Origin of the sequence: Streptomyces johnsoniae, from assembly GCF_031845565.1 — a bacterium.
Taxonomy (GTDB): domain Bacteria; phylum Actinomycetota; class Actinomycetes; order Streptomycetales; family Streptomycetaceae; genus Streptomyces; species Streptomyces johnsoniae.
On sequence record NZ_JAVREV010000004.1, the window covers coordinates 193,038 to 214,802 of the forward strand.

A 21,765-nucleotide genomic window follows, 5' to 3' on the forward strand; every position below is an offset into this window, starting at 1 on the left:
TGGGGGTCTTCATGAGTTCTGGCACGCAGGGCCCGCCCGATGCACGGGGCCCGCATACGGGCGCCGACCTGGCCTGGCTGCGCGGCGTCGACGCCTACACGGCGGCGGCATACCCCGAGGCGGAGGAGGAGTTCCGCGCCGCGGTCCGGGAGGACCCGGGGATGGCGGACGCCTGGCTGGGGCTGCACGCGCTGCGCACGGACGTGCCGGCCGCGCTGGCCCAGATGTACCGCCACCGCGCCCGTTTCGGGGAGCAACGCGCCCGGCACGGACGCCCGTTGAGCTCCTGGTACTGGCTGGGCTGGTGGGTGCAGCCGGTGCTGGAGAGCGCCCGCGACCTGCGGCTCGCCTACGCCTCGCACCTGCTGGACGGGCGGCGCATGTCGGAGCTGGACCGCGCGCTGGCCGAGTGCCCCGCTCCCGAGTCCGACCCCTGCGCCCGCTTCCTGCACGCCTGCCGCTGCTACCTCTCCAAGGACTGGGAGGGCCTGTACCGCTTCACCGCCACGCTGACCGGCGATCCGCTGCTCGGCGTCGAGGCCGGGCTCTTCGCCGGGATGGCACGGGTGCGGCTGGAGATGTACGACCAGGCGGAGCCGCTGCTGACGGCCGCCCTGATGCGCTGCCGCAGCGAGCAGCCGCAGCGCAAGGAGCTGCGGTACTGGCTGGCGCGGGCGCGCGAGGGCAGCGGGCGGAGCGCGGCGGCGATCCCGTTGTACCGGGCGGTGCACGGGGTGGACCCCGAGTTCATGGACACGGCGGTACGGCTGACGGCGCTGGCGGCGGAGGACCCGGAGGCCGCGCACATGGCGGCCGCGCTGCACGGGGACGAGGAGGCGTGGGCGGATGAGGCCGCGGACGGCGGGGCGGACGCGCCGTTCGGCTTCGGCTACCAGGGGCGGCGGATGCCGTCGCCCGCGGCGCCCGCGTCCGCTCCCGGCACCGCGGCCGGGCACGGGCTGCCGACCGCCGCCTCGCGCGGACTGCCGCCGGAGCCCGATCCCGCGCTGCTGGCGCGGACGCTGGCGGAGCTGGACCGGATGGTCGGCCTCGGCCCGGTGAAGGAGCAGGTGCGGGCGATGTCGGCGCAGCTGCGCATGGCCAGGCTCCGCTCGGGCCAAGGGCTGCCGGTGCAGCCGCCGAAGCGGCACTTCGTGTTCTCCGGCCCCTCGGGCACGGGGAAGACGACGGTGGCGCGCATCCTCGGCCGGATCTTCCACGCGCTGGGCGTGCTGTCGCACGACCGGCTGGTGGAGGCGCAACGGGCCGACCTGGTCGGCGAGTTCCTGGGGCAGACGGCCGTCAAGGCGAATCGGCTGATCGATTCGGCGCTGGGCGGCGTGCTGTTCATCGACGAGGCGTACAGCCTGGTGCACTCCGGCTACAGCAAGGGCGACGCGTACGGGGACGAGGCGCTCCAGGTGCTGCTGAAGCGGGCGGAGGACAGCCGCGAACATCTGGTGGTGATCCTGGCCGGGTACCCGGCGGGCATGGACCGGCTGCTGGCGGCCAACCCCGGTCTCGGCTCCCGTTTTTCCGCCCGGGTGGAGTTCCCCAGCTACCAGCCGGCGGAGCTGACGGCGATCGGCGAGCTGCTCGCGGCGGAGCACGGCGACGCGTGGGACGCGGAGGCGCTGGAGGAGCTGCGCAGCATCGGGGAGCACGTGGTCGGGGAGGGCTGGATCGACGAGCTGGGCAACGGCCGCTTCCTGCGGACCCTGTACGAATCGTCGTGCGCGTTCCGGGACGTGCGGCTGTCGGAGTCGGCGGCGGCGCCGACCCGCCAGGAGCTGTCGACGCTGCGGCTGCCCGACCTGATGCAGGCTTACGGCGAGGTGCTGTCCGGCCGGGGCGGCCCGCGGGCCGAGGAGGAGGACGGGCTGCCCCCCGTGCTCTGAGCCGCCGGGCCCGGCGGCCGGCCGGTCAGGAGGTGGTGTGGGCGGTGCCGAACGTTTCGGCGAGGGAACGGAGGGCCCGCGCGTCGGCCAGCGCCCGCTTCCTGGAGACGCCCGGCTGGATGGCCATGACGGGCTGCACGGTGCCGTCGGCGAGGTCGAGCGTGACCCACGGGTCGCCGGGACGCAGGGTGACCCGCACGATCTCCGCCCAGGCCAGGCGGCGTTTGGTGGTCAGGTTGACGACGGTCACCCCGTCCCGGTCGGCCGCCAGCCGCGGGCGGCTCAGCAGGCACAGCACGCCCCATATCAGCAGGCCCGAGGCGGCGACCGCCAGGCGTTCGCCCAGGGCCCAGCTCACCGCGCCGCCGGCGGGCAGCAGCGCGGCGATGAGGGTCAGCACGCCGAAGACGATGCCGCCGGTGGTCAGCAGCACGATCCGGGTGAGGACCGGGCGGAACGTGACGGGCAGGTCCGGCGGGCGGACGGCGGGCGCGCTCACAGCCGGGCGGCGTGGATGCCGGTGGTCAGGATCGCGCGGGCGCCGAGATCGTACAGCTCGTCCATGATGCGCTGGGCATCCTCGACGGGAACCATGGAACGGACCGCGACCCAGCCCTTGTCGTGCAGCGGGGACACGGTGGGCGATTCGAGACCCGGGGTCAGCGCCACCGCCTTGTCGACCAGCTCGGCACTGATGTCGTAGTCCATCATCACGTATCTGCGGGCGACCAGGACGCCTTGGAGGCGCCGCAGGAACTGCTGCACCTTGGTCTCCTGCGAGGTGTCGCCGGGGCGGCGGATGACGACGGCCTCGGATTCGAGGATGGGCGCGCCGATGATCTCGAGCCCCGCGTTGCGCAGGGTGGTACCGGTCTCGACGACGTCGGCGATGACCTCGGCGACCCCGAGCTGGATGGCGGTCTCGACCGCGCCGTCCAGGTGCACGACGGATGCCTCGACGCCGTGGTCCGCGAGGTGTCTGGCCACGACGCCCGCGAAGGAGGTGGCCACCGTGAGGCCGCCGAACTCCCCGACCTCGGTGACGGTGCCGGGGCGCGTGGCGTAGCGCAGGGTGGAGGCCGCGAAGCCGAGGCGCATGATCTCCTCGGCCCTGGCCCCGGAGTCGAGCAGCAGGTCGCGCCCGGTGACGCCGATGTCCAGACGGCCCGAGCCGACGTAGACGGCGATGTCGCGGGGGCGCAGGTAGAAGAACTCCACCTGGTTGTCGGCGTCGATCAACACCAGCTCGCGCCGGTCCTTGCGCTGCCGGTAGCCCGCCTCATGGAGCATCGCCGCCGCAGGCTCGGACAGTGAACCCTTGTTGGGAACGGCGATGCGCAGCATGGCGGAAGGCTTCCTTCTCGGCGGATGCGGATGTACGGATGTACGGATGTACGAGCGTGAACGCGGGCCGCGGCGGGGCCGGGCCGGGCCGGCTCAGAGATGAGCGTATACGTCTTCGAGGGTGACGCCCCTGGCCACCATCATCACCTGGAGGTGGTACAGCAGCTGGGAGATCTCCTCGGCGGTGCGGTCGGCGCCCTCGTGCTCGGCGGCCATCCACACCTCCGCGGCCTCCTCGACGACCTTCTTGCCGATGGCATGGACACCTTGGGCCACCAGCTCGGCGGTCCTGGAGGTGGACGGGTCGCCCGTGGCGGCCTTCTGCGTGAGCTCGGCAAAGAGCTCGTCGAATGTCTTGTTGGCCATGGTCCTCTTACCCTACGGCCTGCGTCCCGCGGCTCACCCCCGGGGTTCGGGGCTCACCCCCGGGGTTCGGGGACGGCCCGCAGCACGGCCGCGGTGGCGACGGCGGCGGACACCGCCTCGTGGCCCTTGTCCTCGGCGGAGCCGGCCAGCCCCGCCCGGTCGCGCGCCTGCTCCTCGGTGTCGCAGGTCAGCACACCGAAGCCGATGGGCACACCGGTGTCCACACCTACCTGGGTCAGGCCCTGGGTGACCCCCTGGCAGACGTAGTCGAAGTGCGGGGTGCCACCGCGGATGACGACGCCGAGCGCGACGACCGCGTCATAGCCGCGCGTCGCCAGGACCCGGGCGGCGACGGGCAGTTCGAAGCTGCCCGGCACGCGCACCAGGGTGTGCTCTGGCACGCCCAACTCGTCCAGGGCGCGCAAAGCTCCTGCCACCAGGCCGTCCATCACCGTGGTGTGCCACTGGGCGGCGACCACCGCGACGCGCAGGTCGGCGGAATCGGTCACGGTCAGCTCGGGGGCGCCGTTGCCACTCACTCGTCGGTCTCCTCGTTCTCGTCGGTCTCGTCGGTCTCGTCGGTCTCGCCGGTGCTCCACCGGCGCGTCTTCCGGGCTGCTTCGGGGCCGCTTCCGGGCCTCGCCGCGGCGGCCGGCGCCTCGCGGGCCGCGGGCCGTCGGCCGCCGCGGCCGGTCACTGGTTGCCGCAGGCGTGGGCCGGGGCGGGGTCGAGCCACGGCAGGTCGTGCCCCATGCGGTCCCGCTTGGTGCGCAGGTAGCGCAGATTGTGCTCGCTCGCGGGGGCCGGCATCGGCTCGCGGCCGTTGATCCGCAGGCCGTGCCGGAGGAGCGCGGCGGTCTTCTCCGGGTTGTTGGTCATCAGCCGCAGGGAACGCACCCCGAGGTCGGCGAGGATGCGGGCACCGGCGGCGTAGTCGCGGGCGTCGGCGGGCAGGCCGAGTTCCAGGTTGGCGTCCAGGGTGTCGCGTCCGCGCTCCTGAAGCTCGTAGGCGCGCAGTTTGGACAGCAGTCCGATGCCGCGGCCCTCGTGTCCGCGCAGGTAGAGCACGACGCCGCGGCCCTCGGTCCTGATCCGGTCCAGGGAGGCGCGCAACTGCGGCCCGCAGTCGCATCTGCGGGAGCCGAAGACGTCGCCGGTGAGGCATTCGGAGTGGACGCGGACCAGCACGTCCTCCCCGTCGCCGAGGTCGCCGGCCACGAGCGCGATGTGCTCGACGCCGTCGGCGGTGGAACGGTAGCCGTAGGCGCGGAAGTCGCCGTGGACGGTGGGCAGCGCGATGTCGGCCTCGCGCCGCACGGTGGGGGCGGCCTCCTCGCCCGTGGTCCTGCGGTAGGCGATGAGGTCCTCGATGGAGATGATCGCGAGGCCGTGCTTGCGGGCGAACGAGCGCAGCGCGGGCAGGCGCAGCATGGTGCCGTCCTCGGCGGCGATCTCCACGACCACGGCCGCGGAGCGCAGACCGGCGAGCGCGGCGAGATCGACCCCGGCCTCGGTGTGGCCGGGGCGCACCAGGACACCGCCGGTGCGGGCCCGCAGCGGGAAGACGTGCCCGGGCCTGGCGAAGTCGGACGGGGCGGCGGCGGGGTCGGCGAGGAGCCTGATGGTGGCGGCGCGGTCGGCCGCGGAGATGCCGGTGGTGACGCCGTGCGCGGCCGTGGCGTCGACGGACACGGTGAACGCGGTGGCCATCGACTCGGTGTTCTTCTCGACCATCTGCGGCAGGTCGAGCCGGTCGAGGTCGTCGGGCGCCATGGGCACGCAGATCATCCCGCGGCACTCGCTCATCATGAACGCGACGACCTCGGGGGTGATCAGCTCCGCGGCGACGATGAGGTCGCCCTCGTTCTCGCGGTCGGCGCTGTCCACGACCACGACCGGGCGCCCCTGGGCGAAGTCCTGGACGGCGCGGGCGACCGGGTCGAGGGGCGGCTGGCCGCCGAGCGCGGGGGCGGTGCGGTCCGTGACGGTCACGTGGTGGCTCCTTCCGGGACGGGCCGCGGATCGGCGGTGCGGGAGCGCCGCCACCAGTCGCGCAGGCCCCACAGGACGAGGAAGAGGTAGACGACGTAGACGAGGCCGGAGAACGGGAGTCCGCTGCTGAAGGCGAGCGGCACGCCGACGACGTCCACCAGCAGCCAGGCGAACCAGAACTCGACCAGGCCGCGGGCCTGGGCGAACATGGCGGCCAGCGTGCCGACGAAGATGTAGGCGTCCGGCCAGGGGTTCCACGACAGGTCGGGGAAGGCGGAGAACAGCCCGCCGACGACGAGGGTGCCGACCGCGGTGCCGATCGCCAGCACGGCGCGCTCGGGCCAGGTGGCGAAGCGGACGACGATCTGGCCGTCGCCCGACTGCCTGCGGCCCAGCTGCCACTGCCGCCAGCCCCACAGGGCGACGGTGACGACCAGGAGCTGCTTGCCCACGCCGCCGCCGAGCTGGGCGGCGGTGTAGGCGGCGACGAGTATGAGGCCCGAGAGCAGCTGGACGGGCCAGGTGAAGATGGAGCGGCGCCAGCCCAGGGCGAGGGCCGCGAGCCCCGCCAGGTTCCCCGTCATGTCGGACCACATGACGTCCTGGCCGAACGCGGAGAAGGCCGTGGCGTTCAGCTGGTCCACGAGGCTCATCGGGTGCTCACCCGGTCAGGTGTGCGCTCCTGGTGGGCGAGCAGCCGTTCCACGTACTTGGCCAGGACGTCGACCTCCAGGTTCACCATGTCGCCCGGCTGCCGGAACCCCAGGGTGGTCAGGTCGAGCGTGGTGGGGATGAGGCCGACGGAGAAACGGTCCTCCGCGGCCTCGACCACGGTGAGGCTGACCCCGTCCACGGTGATGGAGCCCTTCTCCACGACGTAGCGGGACAGGGCCTCGGACAGCGAAAAGGTGACGGACTCCCAGTGGTCGCCCGGGGCGCGGCCGAGGACCGTGGCCGTGCCGTCCACGTGGCCCTGGACGATGTGGCCGCCGAGTCGCCCGCCCACGGGGGTGGGCCGTTCGAGGTTGACGCGGTCGCCCGGCCCGAGCAGCGCCAGGTTGGAGCGGTGCAGGGTCTCCGCCATCACGTCGGCCGTGAACTCGCCCTCCCCGGTCTCCACGACCGTCAGGCAGACACCGTTGACGGCGATGGAGTCGCCGTGCCCGGCGTCCTCGGTGACGACGGCGCCCCGCAGGCGCAGGCGAGCGGAGTCGCCGGTGCGCTCGATGGTGACGATCTCGCCCAGTTCTTCGATGATTCCGGTGAACACTCACAACTCCTCGGGGAGGCAGCCGGGAACGGCAGTGATCCGCACGTCGGGGCCGATGCGGACCAGGTCGGTGATGCGAAGGCGCAACGCCTCCGCGACGGTGGTGATTCCGGCGTTCGCCAGAACGTGCGGCCCCGCGCCGAGCAGTGCGGGGGCGAGGTAGCCCACGACCTCGTCGACGGCGCCCGCGGCGGCGAACGCGCCCGCCAGGGTGGGCCCGCCCTCCAGCAGGACCGACCGCACCTCGCGCGCGTGCAGGGCCGCGAGCAGCGCGGCGACGTCGAGGCCGCGCCCGCCTGCGGCGCGGGGCAGCCGCACCACGTCGGCCCCCAGGCGCCCGGTCCGCTCGGCCGGGAGGTCGTCGGCGACGGCGATCAGGGTGGGCGCCGCGTCGTCGAGCACGCGGGCGCCCGGCCGGACGGCTGCGGCCTCGGTGTCGGCCACGACGCGCAGCGGCGGCCGGGCGGCGGGGACGCCGCGCACGGCCAGGTGCGGGTCGTCGGCGCGGGCCGTGCCGGAGCCGACGAGCACGGCGTCGGACTCGGCGCGCAGCCGGTGGACGTCGGCCCTGGCGGCCGGGGAGGTGATCCAGCGGCTGGTGCCGTCCGCGGCGGCGACGCGGCCGTCCAGCGTGGCGGCGTACTTCCAGCGGACGTGCGGGCGCCCGCGGCGTACGGAGGTGAGCCAGGCGGCGTTGACGGCGGCGGCCTCGCCGGCGAGCAGACCGGCCGCGACCTCGACGCCCGCGGCGCGGAGGGTCCCGGCACCGCCCCCGGCGAGCGGGTTGGGGTCGGCGACGGCGTAGACGACGCGGGCGATTCCGGCGTCGACGAGGGCGCGGGCACAGGGCCCGGTACGGCCGGTGTGGTTGCAGGGCTCCAGGGTGACCACGGCGGTGCCGCCGCGGGCCGCGGCCCCGGCGGCGGCCAGCGCGTGCACCTCGGCGTGCGGGCCGCCGGCCTGCCGGTGCCAGCCCTCGCCCGCGGTCCGGCCGTCCGGGCCGAGCACGACGCAGCCGACGACCGGGTTGGGACTCGTGCTGCCGAGGCCACGCGCGGACAGCTCGATGGCGCGGCGCATCGCCGCTGCCTCGGGCGTGCCGCCGGGGCGGGCTGCGGGTGGGGCGGCCACCGGTCCTCCTGCCTGGATCAGGCACGGCTCCGGGGCTCGAAGAGACAGACGGACGCAAGGAGATGGCGGGCCTGGCAACCGGCCGCCCCCACGGGGGACGAACCGGCGCGCGGGGCCTGCCGGTCCCGCTCCGCCGCGCACTGCCTCCCATCCGGACTTTAACCGTCGGCCCAGGAATTCCACCTGGTCAACCGGCCGCTGGAAGCGGCCGGGTCGCGGACTATAACCGCCGGTTCGGAATTTCACCGACCCCGGAGTGCGCTACGTCACTGGTACGGATACCAGTGTGCCACGGCCGCCCGACGGCCACCTGTGGCTGTGGGCCGGCTCACAGCGAGAATGTCAGGTCCCGCGCCACTCGGGCCGCACGGCGCGGGAAGGGACGGATCAGCGTTCGGTGCCGAAGAGTTCGCGGCGCGCGGTGTCCAGGGCGGTGGCCAGCGCCCCGCTGAGGACGGGGCTGCCGGTGACCGTGGCGGCGCGGACCTCGGTGACGAGGGGTGAGAGGGTCCGCAGCCGCCGCTCGACGCGGCCGGCCAGCGCGGCGCCCCCGGCGCGGCCGACCTCGCCGCCGAGCACCACGCAGCCGGGGTCGAGCACCGCCACCACCCCGGCGGTGCCGACGGCGACCCGGTCGGCCAGCTCGTCGAGGAACGCGGCGCTCGGGCCCGCGTCGGCGGCGCCGGCGGCGCGGACGGCCTCCTCCGCGGCGCTGGCGTCGTCGGCGTCCGCGGCGGGCAGGCCGTGCCGCCTGGCCAGGGCGCAGACGGCGGCGCTGGCGGCCAGGGTGTGGAAGCCGCCGTCGCAGTCGGTGGCCGAGGGCAGCCCCCCGGTGCCGGGTACCGGCAGGAAGCCGAGCTCCCCCGCGCCGCCCGAGGCGCCGCGGCGCAGGGCGCCGTCGAGTACGACGGCGGCGCCGGTGCCGTGGCCGAGCCACAGGAGGACGAACGTGTCGCGGTCGCGGACGGCTCCGGCGCGGTGCTCGGCGAGACCGGCGAGGTTGACCTCGTTCTCCAGGAGCACCGGGGCGGCCAGGCGGCGCCGCAGGGCGGTGAGCAGGTCGCCGTGCCAGCCGGGCAGCGAGGTGACGGGCAGCAGGGCGCCGGTGGCCGGGTCGGCGAGACCGGGGGCGCCGAGCACCGCCGTGTGCACGGCGGGCACGCCGGCGGTGCGCATGGTGTGCTCCAGAGTGCCGAGCACGCCGTTCACCGCCTCGCGCGCCTGGGCGTGCGCTCCGGCGGGTACCGGGCGGGCGGCGCGGCCGACGATCTGCCCGGTCAGGTCGGCGAGCACGAGTGAGACGCCGTGGGTGCGGACGTCGAGGGCGGCGACGTGCGCGCGGTCGCCGACAAGCCCGTACAGCCGGGCGTTGGGTCCCCGGCGCTCCTCCCCCGCCTCGCCGACGACGGCGACGAGCCCGTCCCGGCCGAGACGGCCCAGGAGGTCGGCGACGCTCGGCCGCGAGAGGCCGGTGAGGTCCCGCAGCCGTGCCGCTGTCAACGGCCCCCGTTCAACGAGGAGTTCGAGGGCGATGCGGTCGTTGATGGCCCGCGCCGTGCGGGGCGACGCGGTGCGCGCTCGGATCATGCGGGCATCCTCGCAGACTTTTTATCAGTAAGGCTTCCTGATAGTTTAGCCCGCGGCCTCATGCGGCCTCGTCACGGCACCCGTCCCCCGCTCACGAAGGGCGCCCCACCACCCATGACGCAGCAGCACAACGCCACCGACGACCGGAGCCGCGTCCGCCGGGCCCGGCGGTCGGTCGGCATCGTCTTCGCCCTCCACGGAACCGTCAGCGGCAGCTTCGCCACCCGCATCCCCTGGCTGAAGGATCACCTGGACCTCAGCACGGCGGAACTCGGCCTCGCACTGGCCTTCCCCGCCATCGGCGCCTCCCTCGCCATGCCGCTGGCGAGCCGGCTGATGCACCGGCACGGGGCGCTCGCCGCGGTGCGCGCGCTGCTCGCGCTGTGGTGCGCGGCGCTCGCGCTCCCCGCGTTCGCGCCGGGCATCCCGGTGCTGTGCGCGGCCCTGTTCGCCTTCGGCGCCACCGCGGGCATGGCGGATGTCGCCATGAACGCGCAGGGCGTGGACGTCGAACGTCTCCACGGCCGGTCGATCATGTCCGGGCTGCACGGCCTGTGGAGCGCGGGCGCCCTCGCGGGCTCGGCCGCCGGGGTGGGCGCCGTCTCCCTCGGCCTCGACGCGCGGGCGCATCTGACCCTGGTCGCCCTCGCCCTGATAGCGGCGGTGCCCCTGGCCTGCCGCGGCCTGCTCGACGTGCGGCCGGAGCCGGCGGACGACCCGCCGCCGCGCTTCGCCCTGCCGCCGCGTTCCGCGCTGCTGATCGGCGCCGTCGGCATGTGCGCGATCCTGGCCGAGGGCGCCAGCATGGACTGGTCGGGCGTGTACCTCCAGGACATCACGGGGGCCTCGGAGGCGGTCGGCGCCGCCAGTTTCACCGCGTTCGCCTGCACGATGGCCGCGGCCAGGCTGGCGGGGGACGCCGTGGTCATGCGCTTCGGGCCGGTCCTGACAGTGCGGATCAGCGGCCTGCTCGCCGTCCTCGGCGGCGTCCTGGTGGTGACGGCCCGGGTGCCGGCGCAGGGCATCGCCGGGTTCGCGCTGCTCGGGGTGGGCATCGCGGTGGTCGTCCCGCTGGCCTTCGCGGCGGCGGGGCGCTCCAGCGCCCATCCGGGCCAGGCGATAGCGGGCGTCGCCACCGTCACCTACACGACGGGGCTCATCGCGCCCACGCTGGTCGGCACGGTCGGCGAGGTCTTCTCGCTCCAGGTGTCCTTCGGCCTGGTGACGGCCGCCGCCTCGGTGCTCGTGATCGCGGCCGGCGTGCTCGGCGCGCCCCGGCGCGGCGGGCCGGTGGCACGGGACGCGACGACCGCCGCGGGCGGTGCGCCGGCGCGCGGCGCCGGCGAACCGCCGTCCTGAGCCGGGCGGCCCGGCGGGACGGCCCGGCGGGACGGCGGCCCCGCCGGGCACGGCGGTCAGCCGAGGTTGCGGACCGCCTGGTAGTACGTCCATGCGGTGGCGTCGCAGGCCGAGCCCGTCGCTCCCGAGTAGTCGTCGCAGACCCGCTGGAGGTCCGCGTAGAAGGCACTGTCCAGCCGCGCCTTGTTCGCGTCGAACGTGCCGAGGTCCTTGTAGTTGCGGTACCCGAAATCATGCCGCGCGCACGACAGATCGAACGGAAAGCCGAACGGGTTGTCCGGCGACCACGAACACAGATCGGTGCTCCAGTCGAAGTCGTACTCCGACCAGCCGCCCTGGTTGTTGCGCGCGGACAGCCAGGAGCTGTAGCTGTTCGCCCCGGTCTGGGTCCAACTGGACAGCACCTGGGGCTTGTCGGCCGGCGCTGCGACGGCCGGGGCGGCCGAGGCGGCGACCGTGCCGACGGCGAGAGCGGCGGTGGACAGAGCGGTGGCGAGCCGATGACGGGTGCGCATGCGCATCCTCCGGGATTCGGACGGCCTGGTGAACGGCCGTGTGGGGACCGGAAGATGAAGTTACGACTCGGTAATGAAATACTCAACCCTATGCGCATTTACGCGAGTTGACAGACCGGCCAACGAAAGGCCCGCGCCCGGCGCAATGCGCGTCACACCCCCGCCGACCTGCGGCGCCGCGCGGCCGGGCGGGGCCGGGCCGCGCGGGCCCCGCAGCCGGTGCATGGGCACCCGCGCCGGGCGCGGGCCGGCGGGAACGCGCGGGAGACTCACACCGGGCGCGCCCGCACCCAGGTGCCGTCCTCGGTCAGGACCGTGTCGACGGCGAGCCCGGCCCCGGCCAGCGCGCGGGCGAAGGCGTCACCGCGGTACCGGTAGGACAGGAACGTCTGCGTCCACCGCACGTCGGGGAATTCGTACTCGACCCGTATCGAGGACGTGTCGGGCCCCACCGGATCGGCGGCGGCGACCCGGACGAGACCGCCGTCCCCGGTCCGCGACTCCCGCGGCGCCCGCTCGTGCCAGTCCGCCCCCTCCCGTTCGATGAGAACGCAGCCGTCGTCCGCGACATGGCCGCGGCAGGTGCGCAGCAGGCCCCGGCGCACCTCGGGATCGCCGCTGTGCACCAGGAACGAGCCGAGCAGCACCACGTCGAACCGCTCCCCGCCCAGGTCGAGCGACTCGGCCGACGCGCACACCGTGCGCGCGCCGCGGACGTGGCCCAGCATCTCCGGTGACTCGTCGACGGCCGTGACGGCGAACCCGCGTGCCAGCAGCGGATGCGTCACCCGCCCCACGCCGCAGCCCAGTTCGAGAACGGAGGAGCCCGGCGGCACGGCCGAGGCCACAACGTCGGGCTCCCGGCCGACCGGAAGCCTCAGGTAGCGTTCCACGGCGCAGCCGTCCGGGGTGATCGCGCCCGGGCCCGTTCCCTGATATCCCTCACGGGTGTGTGCAGTCATACCGAGCAGGACAGCACACCGCGGGCCGCGGCCGACAGCCCGCGCTCCGGATCACAGCCAACTGGCGTGCAGCGGCTGGCCCTCCGCGTATCCGGCGGCGCTCTGCACCCCGACCACCGCCCGCTCGGTGAACTCCTCCAGCGTCGCCGCCCCCGCGTAGGTGCAGGCGGACCTGACCCCGGCCACGATCGAGTCGATCAGGTCCTCCACCCCTGGCCGCGCCGGGTCGAGGAACATCCTGGAGGTCGAGATCCCCTCCTCGAAGAGGCTCTTGCGGGCCCGGTCGTAGGCCGACTCCTCGCTGGTCCTGTTCCGCACGGCCCGCGCCGATGCCATGCCGAAACTCTCCTTGTACAGGCGGCCGTCGGCGGCCTGCTGGAGATCGCCCGGTGACTCGAAGGTCCCGGCGAACCACGAGCCGATCATCACGTTCGACGCGCCGGCGGCCAGCGCCATGGCCACGTCCCTGGGGTGCCGCACGCCCCCGTCGGCCCACACGTGCTTGCCGAACCTCCGCGCCTCGGCGGCGCATTCGAGCACCGCGGAGAACTGGGGACGGCCGACCCCCGTCATCATGCGGGTGGTGCACATCGCGCCGGGTCCGACGCCCACCTTCACGATGTCGGCCCCGGCCTCGATGAGGTCGCGGGTGCCCGCGGCGGAGACCACGTTGCCCGCCACAACGGGCACCTGCGGATCGAGGCCGCGGACCGCGCGGACGGTGGCGAGCATCGACTCCTGGTGGCCGTGGGCCGTGTCCACCACCAGGGTGTCGACCCCGGCTTCGAGCAGCGCCTTCGCGCGGCCCGCCACATCGCCGTTGACCCCGACCGCCGCCGCGATCCGCAGCTGCCCGCGGTCGTCCGTGGCGGGCGTGTACAGCGTGGCGCGCAGCGCCCCCTTGCGGCTGAGTATGCCGACGAGGCGGCCGTCCCGGCCGACCGCGGGCGCGATCTTACGGTGGGCGGAGTCCAGGGCGGTGAACGCCTCGCGCGGGTCCTGCGTCGCGTCGAGCACCAGCAGATCGCGGGACATCACCTCGCCCACCTGCGTGAACCGGTCCACCCCCGTCAGGTCCGCCTCCGTGACGATGCCGACCGGACGTTCCGCGGAGACCACCACCCCGGCGCCGTGCGCACGCTTCGGCAGCAGCGCGAGGGCGTCGGCGACGGTCTGGGTGGGGGCGAGGACGATCGGGGTGTCCAGCACGAGGTGGCGGCGCTTCACCCAGCCGATGACCTCGGTGACGACGTCGAGCGGAATGTCCTGCGGGATCACCGCGAGGGCGCCGCGGCGGGCGACCGTCTCGGCCATCCGGCGGCCCGCGACCGCGGTCATGTTGGCCACGACGAGGGGAATGGTGGTGCCCGTCCCGTCGGGAGCGGCAAGGTCCACGCCCAGCCGGGAGCCGACCGCCGAACGGTTGGGGACCATGAAAACGTCGTCGTACGTCAGATCGTAGGACGGCGTGGAATCGTTGAGGAACCTCATGTTGCTCGCTCTCTCACCTGCTGCGGTACGGATTCGGCCGGTGGGGAGCTGCGGCTCCTGTGTCATTATCTCCGATCCCCGCGCGGACCGACGAGCCGGAGGGGCGGCGCCCGAGACATCCGCACACGCGTTCGCACGGCGAGCCCGGCCCGCGGCGGGCATGGCCCTGTGCGCCTCGCCCCGACCGCCACCTCCCGCTGCTGATGGGCGGCGCGGGCACCGGCGCCCTGCGCGTGGCCGCCCGGCACGCCCGACCTGTGGAACGTCCAGGGGCCGCCGCACCACGACATCGCCCAGGTCCGCGCCCGCGTCCTGGCCCTGGAGGCGCAGTGCGCGGCCGTCGGCCGGGCCCCCGGGGCGATCACCCGCTCCGCACAGCGGCACGTCTCCTACGACGACCCGGCCGCGACGCGCACGGCCGTGCCCGGCCTGATCGACGCGGGCATCAGCCACATCGTGCTCAGCCTGCCGATGCCGTTCCCGCCGGGGGCGGCCCGGTGGGCGGCAGAGGAGATCATCGGCCCGGTCCGCGCCGCCCGGGCTACGCGTCCGGGTCCGAGCGGTCCAGGGCCGGCTGCCGCCCGGACGGCTGCGACAGCAGCCGGTCGGCCGCCGCCGAGTCGGTGACCAGGCTCGTCACCAGTCCCGAGCGCAGCACCGCCCCGATGGCGTCCGCCTTGCGCCGCCCGCCCGCGATGGCCACCACCTCGGGCACCCGGCGCAGCCGCTCGGCCTCCACGGTGATGCACCGCTCCCCCAGATCGCGCCCGACGCGGCGGCCGTCCGCCGCGAACAGGTGCGCCGACATCTCGGCCGCCACCCCGAGCGAGGCGTAGTGCTCGCGCTCGTCCTTGGCCAGCATGTCGTGCACGGCCGAGATGCCGGGCTCCCACGAGCCGATCGACACCGCGGCGATCGTGACCTTGTCGAAGTATTCGAACGCCGCCGCGATCCCCGGCTGCCTGCGCAGCGCCGCCGCGGTGCCCGGGTCGGGCAGCAGCATCGGCGCGTAGATCGGGTGCGCCGCCCCGCCCGACACGGCCGCCGCGCGCCGCACCGCCTCGACCGAGCCGCGCTCCGCCGTCCCCGCGTCGTACACCCCGGTCAACTGCACCACGGTGCACGGCGGAAGCTCGCGCAGGGCCGCCGCCATGTGAATCGTCGAACGCCCCCACGCCAGGCCGAGCACGTCCCCCTCCGAGACCAGCTCCCCCAGCAGCTCCGCCGCCACCTCGCCCAGATGCTCGGGATCGGGCGTGTCGTCCGCCGTGCCGGACGGCGACTCGGCCACCACCACGTGCCGCAGGCCGTAGCGGGCGCGCAGCGCGTCGGAGCGCTCCGCGTCCAGCTCGGCGGGGACCCTGATCTCGATGCGCACCAGATCGTGCTCCACCGCGGACTCCAGCACGCGGGCGACCTTGAACCGGCTGACTCCGAACTCGTCGGCAATCTGGATCTTCGACTTGCCTTCCAAGTAGAAGCGGCGCGCCATCGCGGCCGCCTGCATCAGCTCGGCGGGCCCCATTCGTGTGGCTGACCTGCCGGTCGGCACCGCATTCACCTCACTGTCCTCCGCCTTGTGTCCCCGCTCACGTTCGCCTGTTCATCCTCGCAGATGCCGGGCACCACCGGTCCTGGCCCTGCACTCCGCGGGAGGCGGAGAACCGGATCGACAGCAGCTGTTCATCCCGATGTGGGGCGAGAGGCGGCCTTTTCGGCCTGGGCGCGGAGCGACGCGACGGCCGCCGCCGGATCGTCCGCGCCGTAGACGGCCGATCCGGCGACGAAGACGTCGGCGCCGGCCTCGGCGCACCGTTCGATCGTCGAGGCCGAAACCCCGCCGTCCACCTGGAGCCACAGCGGCAGCCCGTGCCGGTCGATGAGCTGCCGGGTACGGCGGATCTTCGGCAGCATGATGTCGAGGAACGACTGCCCGCCGAACCCCGGCTCCACCGTCATCACCAGCACCATGTCCAGCTCGGGCAGCAGGTCTTCGAACGGCTCGATCGGCGTGGCCGGTTTCAGCGCCAGCGAAGCCCGCGCACCCTTGGCCCTGATCTCGCGTGCCAGCCGCACGGGAGCCGCGGCGGCCTCGGCGTGGAAGGTGACGGAGCCCGCCCCGGCCTCGACGAAACCCGGCGCCCAGCGGTCGGGGTCCTCGATCATCAGGTGGCAGTCGAGCGGGGTGCCGGTGGCCCTGCCCAGCGCCTCGACGACGGGCAGCCCGAGCGTCAGGTTGGGCACGAAGTGGTTGTCCATCACGTCGATGTGCAGCCAGTCGGCGCCCTCGACGGCCGCCGCCTCCTCGGCGAGGCGGGCGAAGTCGGCTGACAGCATGCTGGGGTTGATCTGAGCCATGGCCTCAAGTATTCAGCATGTCAGCGCGGCAGAACGGGCCGCCCGCCCCCTGCCGGGTCCGCCGCAGCAGCGCCAGGTACATGGCGTCGGTGCCGTGCAGGTGCGGCCACAGCTGAACGTCCGGCCCCTCGCCGAGATCCGGCACACCGGGCAGCAGCGGACGGGCGTCCACCCACTCCGCGCCGGTGTCCGTCAGGCCCTTCAACACGTCCGCGACGACCAGGCGGGTTTCGGCCAGATGCGGCGAACAGGTCGCGTACCCCACGACTCCGCCCGGCCGGACCGCCCGCAACGCCCCGCGCAGCAGCTCGCGCTGCACCGAGGTGAGCCTGTCGATGTCCTCGGGACCGCGGCGCCAGCGCGCCTCGGGGCGGCGGCGCAGCGCGCCGAGGCCGGTGCAGGGCACGTCCACCAGGACGCGGTCGAACGTGCCCGGCCGCCAGGCGGGCCTGGTGCCGTCGGCCACGACCGTGTGCGCAGGGCCCGGGTTGCCCGCCAGGGTGCGGGCGACGAGCCTGGCCCGGTGCGGCTGCTTCTCCGCCGCGAGCAGTGTGGCCCCGCGCTCGGCGGCGAGCCCGGCGAGCAGTGCGGCCTTGCCGCCCGGGCCCGCGCAGCCGTCGAGCCAGCGGGTGTCGCCGCCGGTCAGCGGCGCGTTCGCCAGGGCGAGCGCCACCAGCTGGCTGCCCTCGTCCTGCACGCCCGCGCGGCCGTCCCGGACGGCGTCGAGCGCGCCGGGCTCGCCGCCCTCGGCCAGCCGGGCCGCGTACGGGGACCAGCGCCCCGGGTCGGCCCGCCCGTCCGCCAGCAGCTCGGCCACGGTGGAGCGCCCCGGCCGGGCCGCGAGGGTCACGCGGGGCCGTTCGTTGTCCGCGGCCAGCAGGCTCTCGATGCCCTCCCGGCCCCCGCCGAGCGCGTCCCACAGGGCCGCGACGATCCACCGCGGGTGGGCGTGCACCAGGGACAGGTGGCGTTCGGGATCGTCGTCGTAGGGCGGTGCCAGCCGCGTCAGCCAGCCGTCCAGGTCATGGGCCGCAACGCGGCGGAGCACGGCGTTGACGAACTTGGCCCGCCCGTCGCCGAGTACGCAGCGCGCCAGCTCGACGGTCGCGCTGACGGCCGCGTGGCTGGGGATGCGGGTGGCGAGCAGCTGGTGCGCGCCGAGCGAGAGCACGTCGAGCACCGGCGGGTCGACCTCGCGCAGCGGCCGGTCCACGCACTCGGCCAGCACCGCGTCGTAGGTGCCCTGGCGGCGCAGCGTTCCGTAGACCAGCTCCGTGGCCAGGGCGGCGTCCCTGGCGTCGAGCGTGCCGGTGGACCTGGCCCTGGCCAGCATCGGGGGCAGCACGAGATTGGCATAGGCATCGCGCTCGTCGACGGCACGCAGCGCGTCGAAGGCGAGAATCCGCACCGGGTCCCGGCGGGGTCGTCGGTAGGGCCTGGCGGGTCGGCGCGGCCGGCTGCTCACGGAAAGGTCAACTCCGGTGGTACGGGACGGGGTGCGGTTCAAGCCTACGGCGGAGTTCTCAGCTGCCGAGCCGCTCGCCGGGGGCGACGCGGACGCCCCTGGCCCAGTCCGCGGCCCGCATCGGCTTCTTGCCCTGGGGCTGCACCCAGACCAGCTCGACGGCGTGCGAGCCGGTGCCCGCGTGCACGGTCTGCTTCTCCGCGGCCAGCTCGCCCGGCGCCAGGCCGGTCCGCTCGGGCACCGGCGTGACCTGCCGCAGCTTCAGGCGTTCGCCGCGGAAGAGGGTCCACGCGCCGGGCGCTGGGGTGCAGGCGCGGACCCGCCGGTGGACGTGCAGGGCGGGCGCGGTCCAGTCGGCGGCGGCGTCCTCGACGCTGAGCTTGGGGGCGAGGCTCACGCCCTCCGCGGGCTGCGGCCTCGGGGCCAGCGTGCCGTCCTCGATCCCGTCCATGGTGGCGGCCAGCAGCCCGGACCCGGCCAGCGCGAGCCGGGTCAGCAGATCGCCGCTGGTGTCGTCGCGCCGGATCTCCTCGGTCAGCACCCCGAACACCGGACCGGAGTCCAGGCCCTCCTCGATGAGGAACGTGGCGGCGCCGGTGATCTCGTCCCCCGCGAGCAGCGCGTGCTGGACCGGTGCCGCGCCGCGCCAGGCGGGGAGCAGCGAGAAGTGCAGGTTGACCCAGCCGCGGGGCGGGATGTCCAGGGCGACCTTGGGCAGCAGTGCACCGTAGGCGACGACCGGGCAGCAGTCCGGCGCGATCTCCCTGAGCCGGTCGAGGAAGGCGGGGTCGCGCGGCCTGTGCGGCCGGAGGATCTCGATCCCGGCCTCCCGGGCGCGCTCGGCCACGGGGCTGGGGACCAGGCGCCGGCCGCGGCCCGCGGGGGCGTCGGGCCGGGTGACGACGGCGACGACCTCGTGCCGGTCCGAGGCAAGCAGGGCGTCCAAGGCGGGAACGGCTACCTCGGGCGTGCCGGCGAAGACGAGCCTCATCGTGCGGGATTCACCTCTCGTGCGAGTGCGAGTGCGGGGCGGGTGCGGGTGCGGGTGCGGGGCGGCTCGCAAGTCTACGGTCCGCGACGCCCGGGTGACGCGAGGGGCGGGCAGGACCCGGAGTGCTCCGCCCAGTTGACGATGCGCGCCGACAGCGTGACCCCGACGGGCGCTGGCGCGTTGTCAAGACAGATTGACCGCAACGGGCCGATTTCGGGCCCGCTTCCTTGACGCCGGTTCGAGAGGCTTGTTCATGGCCGACCACGCCACCCCTGACGCTCAGGCACGGGCCAGCTTGCATCTGCTGGTGCGGGACATCGAGCGGGTCCGCCGCCAGGTGGACGCGCTGCGCACCCTCACCGCACAGCTGGGCAACGTCTACCGTCCGCGCCGCGCCGGGCCTTCCGCCGGTTTCGTGGTGTACGGGCGGGCTCCCGCGCCAACGGTACGTCTCGCGCAGGAGCTCCGCGACAGTGTGGAGGCGCTGGTCACCGCCGCGGTGGACTTCGACCGCTCCCTCGGCTTCTCCTGGGACGCGGTGGGCTCGGCCCTCGGCGTCACCAAGCAGGCGGTACACCGCCGCTACGGCGCGCGGCGCCCCATCGGCGGCCAGACCGCCCCGGCGCGCGAGGGCGCGCGCCCGGAGCTGCCGGTGGCCCCGGGCGTGCCCCCGGCGCGCACGGTACCGGGGCAGGGCGGCGCCCCGCCGGACGCGGAGGAGGCGCGGCCCGGAGCGTTCCCCGGCCAGCGCAGCGGCTGAGGCCGGGGCCGGGATCAGCCGATGTCGGAAGGATCGATCAGCACCCGCGCACCGGCGCTCTCGCGCCGCGCGAGCCGGGCGGCCCGCGCTGTCTTCAGCGCCGCCGCGAGCGCGGCGCCCTGGCCGGGCGGCACCCGGACGAGCGCCCTGTCCCACTGCTCCCCCGCCGGCGGGTCGCCGGTGCGGCGCGGGCGGCCGGGGTCCGGCACGGGCAGCCGCACCGGGCCGAGCACCTCGGCATCGGGCGGGAGGCGGGCGGCGCCGAGCAGTCCGGCCACCGCGTCCGGCGGCCCACTGACCGCGGCCATGCGGGAGACCGGCGGGAAGCCGAGCGACGCCCGGTCGGCCAGCTCCCGCCGCGCATGGCCCGCCGGGTCCCAGCGCACCAGCGACTGCACGGGCCGCAGCGTCGGCTCGGCCAGCACGACGACCGTGCCGCCCTGCGGCTGCGGGCGGACCAGGGCCGCGGCATTGAGCCAGCGGCGCAGCGCCTCCTCACCGGCGCGCAGATCCGGGCGGCCGAGCAAAGCCCACCCGTCCAGGAGCAGCGCGGCGGCGTAGCCGGGCCCGGCCGGCACCGGCTCGGCGCCCGGCGTGCTCACCACGAGGGCGGGCGCATCGGGCACGGTGTCCAGCACGTGATCGCGCCCCGAGGTGCGGACCGGGACGGCGGGGAACGCGCGGCCCAGCTCCTCCGCGGTGCGCCTGGCGCCGATGACGACGGCCCGCAGCCGCGGGGAGCCGCACGCGTCGCAGTGCCACTCCGGCGCCCGGCGGCCGCACCAGCCGCAGCCCAGCAGCTCCAGCGCGCCCTCCGCGGCCAGCGGTCCGTGGCAGTCGGCGCAGCGCGCGGGCGTGCGGCAGCGGTCGCAGGCCAGCCGTGGGGCGTACCCGCGGCGCGGCACCTGGACCAGCACGGGCCCGTGTGCGAGGCCGTCGCGCAGGGCCTGCCAGGCAACGGTGGGCAGCCGCGCGTAGCGGGCCGCCTCGTCCCTGCGCTGGTCGTCCTCGACGACGGTGCGGATCACGGGCGCCGTTTCGCGCACGGTCTCCCGGGCCGCGGCGAGCGGACCGGCCCACCCGGTCTCGACCAGCTGCGCCGCCTCGACGGTGACACCGTGCCCGCCGAGCAACACCGCGGCCCGTTCCTGCGCGGCGCGCAGCACCAGCACCTCGCGGGCGTGCGGCTGCGGCGCGTGCTCGTCGCGGTGCGCCGCGTCGCCGTCGTCCCAGATGGCGGCGAGGCCGAGGCCGTGCACGGGCGCGAACATCGCGGCACGGGTACCGACGACACAGCGCACCGCCCCGCGGCTGACCGCGAGCCACCGCCGGTACCGCTCCTCGCGCCCGGCGTCGGCGGTCAGCAGCACGTGTGCGCCGCCACCGGTCAGCGCCGTCAGGGCGGCGTCGACGCGCGCCGCGGCACGCCCGTCGGGCAGCACCGCGAGTGCGCCCCGCCCGGCGGCGAGGCTGGTGGCCAGGGCGCGGGCCAGCTCGTCGGCCCAGCCGGGCCCCGGCAGCGCGGTCCACACGGCACGCGGTGCCTCGCCGCGGGACAGGGCGTCGAGGAAGCCGGGGCCGTGGGGATAGCGGGCCCAGCCGCCGGGGTCCGGGGGCGCGGGCGGATCCTGCGGCTCGGGCGAGGGCCGCCGCTCGGCGCGGGCCATGCGTGGCGGCACGGCCAGCGCGACGACATCGGCGAGGGCGCCCGCGTACCGGTCGGCGACCGAGCGGCACAGCCGCAGCAGCGCGGGCGTGAGAACGGGCTCGGTGGAGAGCACCTGCGCGAGCGGCGCGAGCACCCCGGGGAAGTCGGTCTCCTCGCGGCGCTCCACGATGAACCCGTTGATCAGCCGGCCGCCCTCGCGGCGGCCCTCGCGCTGACCGGCACCGAACCGCACGCGGACCCGGACCCCCGGCCGGGCCTCGGCGTCCATGGCGGCCGGCACGGCGTAGTCGAAGAGGCGGTCGAGATGGACGAGCCCCTTGTCGACGAGGACGCGGGCCACGGGCAGCCGCTCGGCGCGCTCGGCATCGCGCCACGTGCGCGGTCTGGCGCGGGGAGCCGCGGAACGGCGGCCGGCCGCGCGGACCAGCGCCAACTGCTCGCCGACCTCTGCCGCCTGCTCCGGTCCCTCGCCCACAGGGTCAGTACATCAAACGCGTCGGACAGGGCCCGGAAGCCGCGTGGGTCCCCGGGCCGGCCGGCTGGGTCCTGTCCTGTCGATCTTGTCGGATCAGCCCGCGGCTCCCCCAGACTCCTCCCCCAGACTTCG

22 protein-coding genes and 1 riboswitch are annotated in these 21,765 nt (G+C 75.1%); of the genes, 3 read left to right on the forward strand and 19 right to left on the reverse strand.

Going from position 1 to position 21,765, the window contains the following annotated elements; translation table 11 throughout:
• Positions 1-11 precede the first annotated feature (11 nt).
• Complete coding sequence (locus RM779_RS09035; RefSeq protein ID WP_311617150.1) at positions 12-1,898, forward strand: AAA family ATPase; 1,887 nt, start codon at positions 12-14, stop codon at positions 1,896-1,898.
• Between the two features lie 25 nt (positions 1,899-1,923).
• On the opposite strand, the gene RM779_RS09040 is transcribed toward RM779_RS09035, so the two are convergent.
• The 10 genes from RM779_RS09040 to RM779_RS09085 all read right to left on the reverse strand — a co-directional run bounded on the left by RM779_RS09040 (position 1,924) and on the right by RM779_RS09085 (position 9,588).
• A complete protein-coding gene (locus tag RM779_RS09040; RefSeq protein ID WP_311617151.1) occupies positions 1,924-2,397 on the reverse strand; it encodes a PH domain-containing protein in 474 nt (157 codons plus the stop codon).
• Positions 2,394-3,242 carry an ATP phosphoribosyltransferase gene (gene hisG, locus RM779_RS09045; RefSeq protein ID WP_311617152.1) on the reverse strand — a complete coding sequence of 283 codons (849 nt, stop codon included), beginning with the start codon at positions 3,240-3,242 and terminating at the stop codon, positions 2,394-2,396. Before hisG ends, RM779_RS09040 begins: the two co-directional genes overlap by 4 nt.
• 93 nt (positions 3,243-3,335) lie before the next feature.
• Positions 3,336-3,608, reverse strand: a complete 273-nt coding sequence (locus RM779_RS09050; protein ID WP_077062600.1) for a phosphoribosyl-ATP diphosphatase — start codon at positions 3,606-3,608, stop codon at positions 3,336-3,338.
• A 53-nt stretch (positions 3,609-3,661) separates the two neighbouring features.
• Positions 3,662-4,147, reverse strand: a complete 486-nt coding sequence (ribH, locus tag RM779_RS09055; RefSeq protein ID WP_077062599.1) for a 6,7-dimethyl-8-ribityllumazine synthase — start codon at positions 4,145-4,147, stop codon at positions 3,662-3,664.
• Positions 4,144-4,305, reverse strand: coding sequence for a hypothetical protein (locus tag RM779_RS09060; RefSeq protein WP_311617153.1), 162 nt, complete (start codon positions 4,303-4,305; stop codon positions 4,144-4,146). The genes ribH and RM779_RS09060 overlap by 4 nt, the downstream gene beginning before the upstream one ends.
• A complete protein-coding gene (locus tag RM779_RS09065) occupies positions 4,302-5,600 on the reverse strand; it encodes a bifunctional 3,4-dihydroxy-2-butanone-4-phosphate synthase/GTP cyclohydrolase II (protein ID WP_311617154.1) in 1,299 nt (432 codons plus the stop codon). Before RM779_RS09065 ends, RM779_RS09060 begins: the two co-directional genes overlap by 4 nt.
• Positions 5,597-6,253: a nicotinamide mononucleotide transporter family protein gene (locus RM779_RS09070; protein ID WP_311617155.1), complete on the reverse strand. Its 657-nt coding sequence runs from the start codon at positions 6,251-6,253 to the stop codon at positions 5,597-5,599. The genes RM779_RS09065 and RM779_RS09070 overlap by 4 nt, the downstream gene beginning before the upstream one ends.
• Positions 6,250-6,870, reverse strand: a complete 621-nt coding sequence (locus RM779_RS09075; protein WP_311617156.1) for a riboflavin synthase — start codon at positions 6,868-6,870, stop codon at positions 6,250-6,252. Before RM779_RS09075 ends, RM779_RS09070 begins: the two co-directional genes overlap by 4 nt.
• Complete coding sequence (gene ribD, locus RM779_RS09080) at positions 6,871-7,950, reverse strand: bifunctional diaminohydroxyphosphoribosylaminopyrimidine deaminase/5-amino-6-(5-phosphoribosylamino)uracil reductase RibD (protein ID WP_311617342.1); 1,080 nt, start codon at positions 7,948-7,950, stop codon at positions 6,871-6,873. It lies immediately after the preceding gene.
• 184 nt (positions 7,951-8,134) lie between these two features.
• Positions 8,135-8,265: riboswitch (FMN riboswitch) on the reverse strand.
• 123 nt (positions 8,266-8,388) lie between these two features.
• A complete protein-coding gene (locus RM779_RS09085) occupies positions 8,389-9,588 on the reverse strand; it encodes an ROK family transcriptional regulator (protein ID WP_311617157.1) in 1,200 nt (399 codons plus the stop codon).
• A 114-nt stretch (positions 9,589-9,702) separates the two neighbouring features.
• Between RM779_RS09085 and RM779_RS09090 the strand changes: the two genes are divergently transcribed.
• Positions 9,703-10,947 (forward strand): MFS transporter, encoded by a 1,245-nt coding sequence (locus RM779_RS09090; protein WP_311617158.1) that lies wholly within the window; start codon positions 9,703-9,705, stop codon positions 10,945-10,947.
• A gap of 56 nt (positions 10,948-11,003) precedes the next feature.
• Here RM779_RS09090 and RM779_RS09095 read toward each other — a convergent pair whose 3' ends face one another.
• The 8 genes from RM779_RS09095 to fmt all read right to left on the reverse strand — a co-directional run bounded on the left by RM779_RS09095 (position 11,004) and on the right by fmt (position 18,729).
• Positions 11,004-11,462, reverse strand: coding sequence for a phospholipase (locus tag RM779_RS09095; protein ID WP_311617159.1), 459 nt, complete (start codon positions 11,460-11,462; stop codon positions 11,004-11,006).
• 269 nt (positions 11,463-11,731) lie between these two features.
• A complete protein-coding gene (locus RM779_RS09100; RefSeq protein WP_311617160.1) occupies positions 11,732-12,424 on the reverse strand; it encodes a class I SAM-dependent methyltransferase in 693 nt (230 codons plus the stop codon).
• A gap of 51 nt (positions 12,425-12,475) precedes the next feature.
• Positions 12,476-13,915, reverse strand: coding sequence for a GuaB1 family IMP dehydrogenase-related protein (locus RM779_RS09105; RefSeq protein WP_311617161.1), 1,440 nt, complete (start codon positions 13,913-13,915; stop codon positions 12,476-12,478).
• Positions 13,916-14,304: 389 nt separating this feature from the next.
• Positions 14,305-14,433 (reverse strand): hypothetical protein, encoded by a 129-nt coding sequence (locus RM779_RS09110; protein ID WP_311617162.1) that lies wholly within the window; start codon positions 14,431-14,433, stop codon positions 14,305-14,307.
• 23 nt (positions 14,434-14,456) lie between these two features.
• On the reverse strand, positions 14,457-15,440 hold the full coding sequence (locus tag RM779_RS09115; RefSeq protein ID WP_077062588.1) for a sugar-binding transcriptional regulator: 984 nt from the start codon (positions 15,438-15,440) through the stop codon (positions 14,457-14,459).
• A gap of 158 nt (positions 15,441-15,598) precedes the next feature.
• Positions 15,599-16,273: a ribulose-phosphate 3-epimerase gene (gene rpe / locus RM779_RS09120; RefSeq protein ID WP_077062587.1), complete on the reverse strand. Its 675-nt coding sequence runs from the start codon at positions 16,271-16,273 to the stop codon at positions 15,599-15,601.
• Positions 16,274-16,277: 4 nt separating this feature from the next.
• Positions 16,278-17,738: an RsmB/NOP family class I SAM-dependent RNA methyltransferase gene (locus RM779_RS09125; protein ID WP_311617163.1), complete on the reverse strand. Its 1,461-nt coding sequence runs from the start codon at positions 17,736-17,738 to the stop codon at positions 16,278-16,280.
• Between the two features lie 58 nt (positions 17,739-17,796).
• Positions 17,797-18,729 carry a methionyl-tRNA formyltransferase gene (fmt, locus tag RM779_RS09130; protein ID WP_311617164.1) on the reverse strand — a complete coding sequence of 311 codons (933 nt, stop codon included), beginning with the start codon at positions 18,727-18,729 and terminating at the stop codon, positions 17,797-17,799.
• Positions 18,730-18,982: 253 nt separating this feature from the next.
• Here fmt and RM779_RS09135 point away from each other — a divergent pair, with 253 nt between their 5' ends.
• Complete coding sequence (locus RM779_RS09135; RefSeq protein ID WP_311617165.1) at positions 18,983-19,489, forward strand: hypothetical protein; 507 nt, start codon at positions 18,983-18,985, stop codon at positions 19,487-19,489.
• 14 nt (positions 19,490-19,503) lie between these two features.
• On the opposite strand, the gene RM779_RS09140 is transcribed toward RM779_RS09135, so the two are convergent.
• Positions 19,504-21,633 carry a primosomal protein N' gene (locus tag RM779_RS09140; RefSeq protein WP_311617166.1) on the reverse strand — a complete coding sequence of 710 codons (2,130 nt, stop codon included), beginning with the start codon at positions 21,631-21,633 and terminating at the stop codon, positions 19,504-19,506.
• Positions 21,634-21,765: the final 132 nt, after the last annotated feature.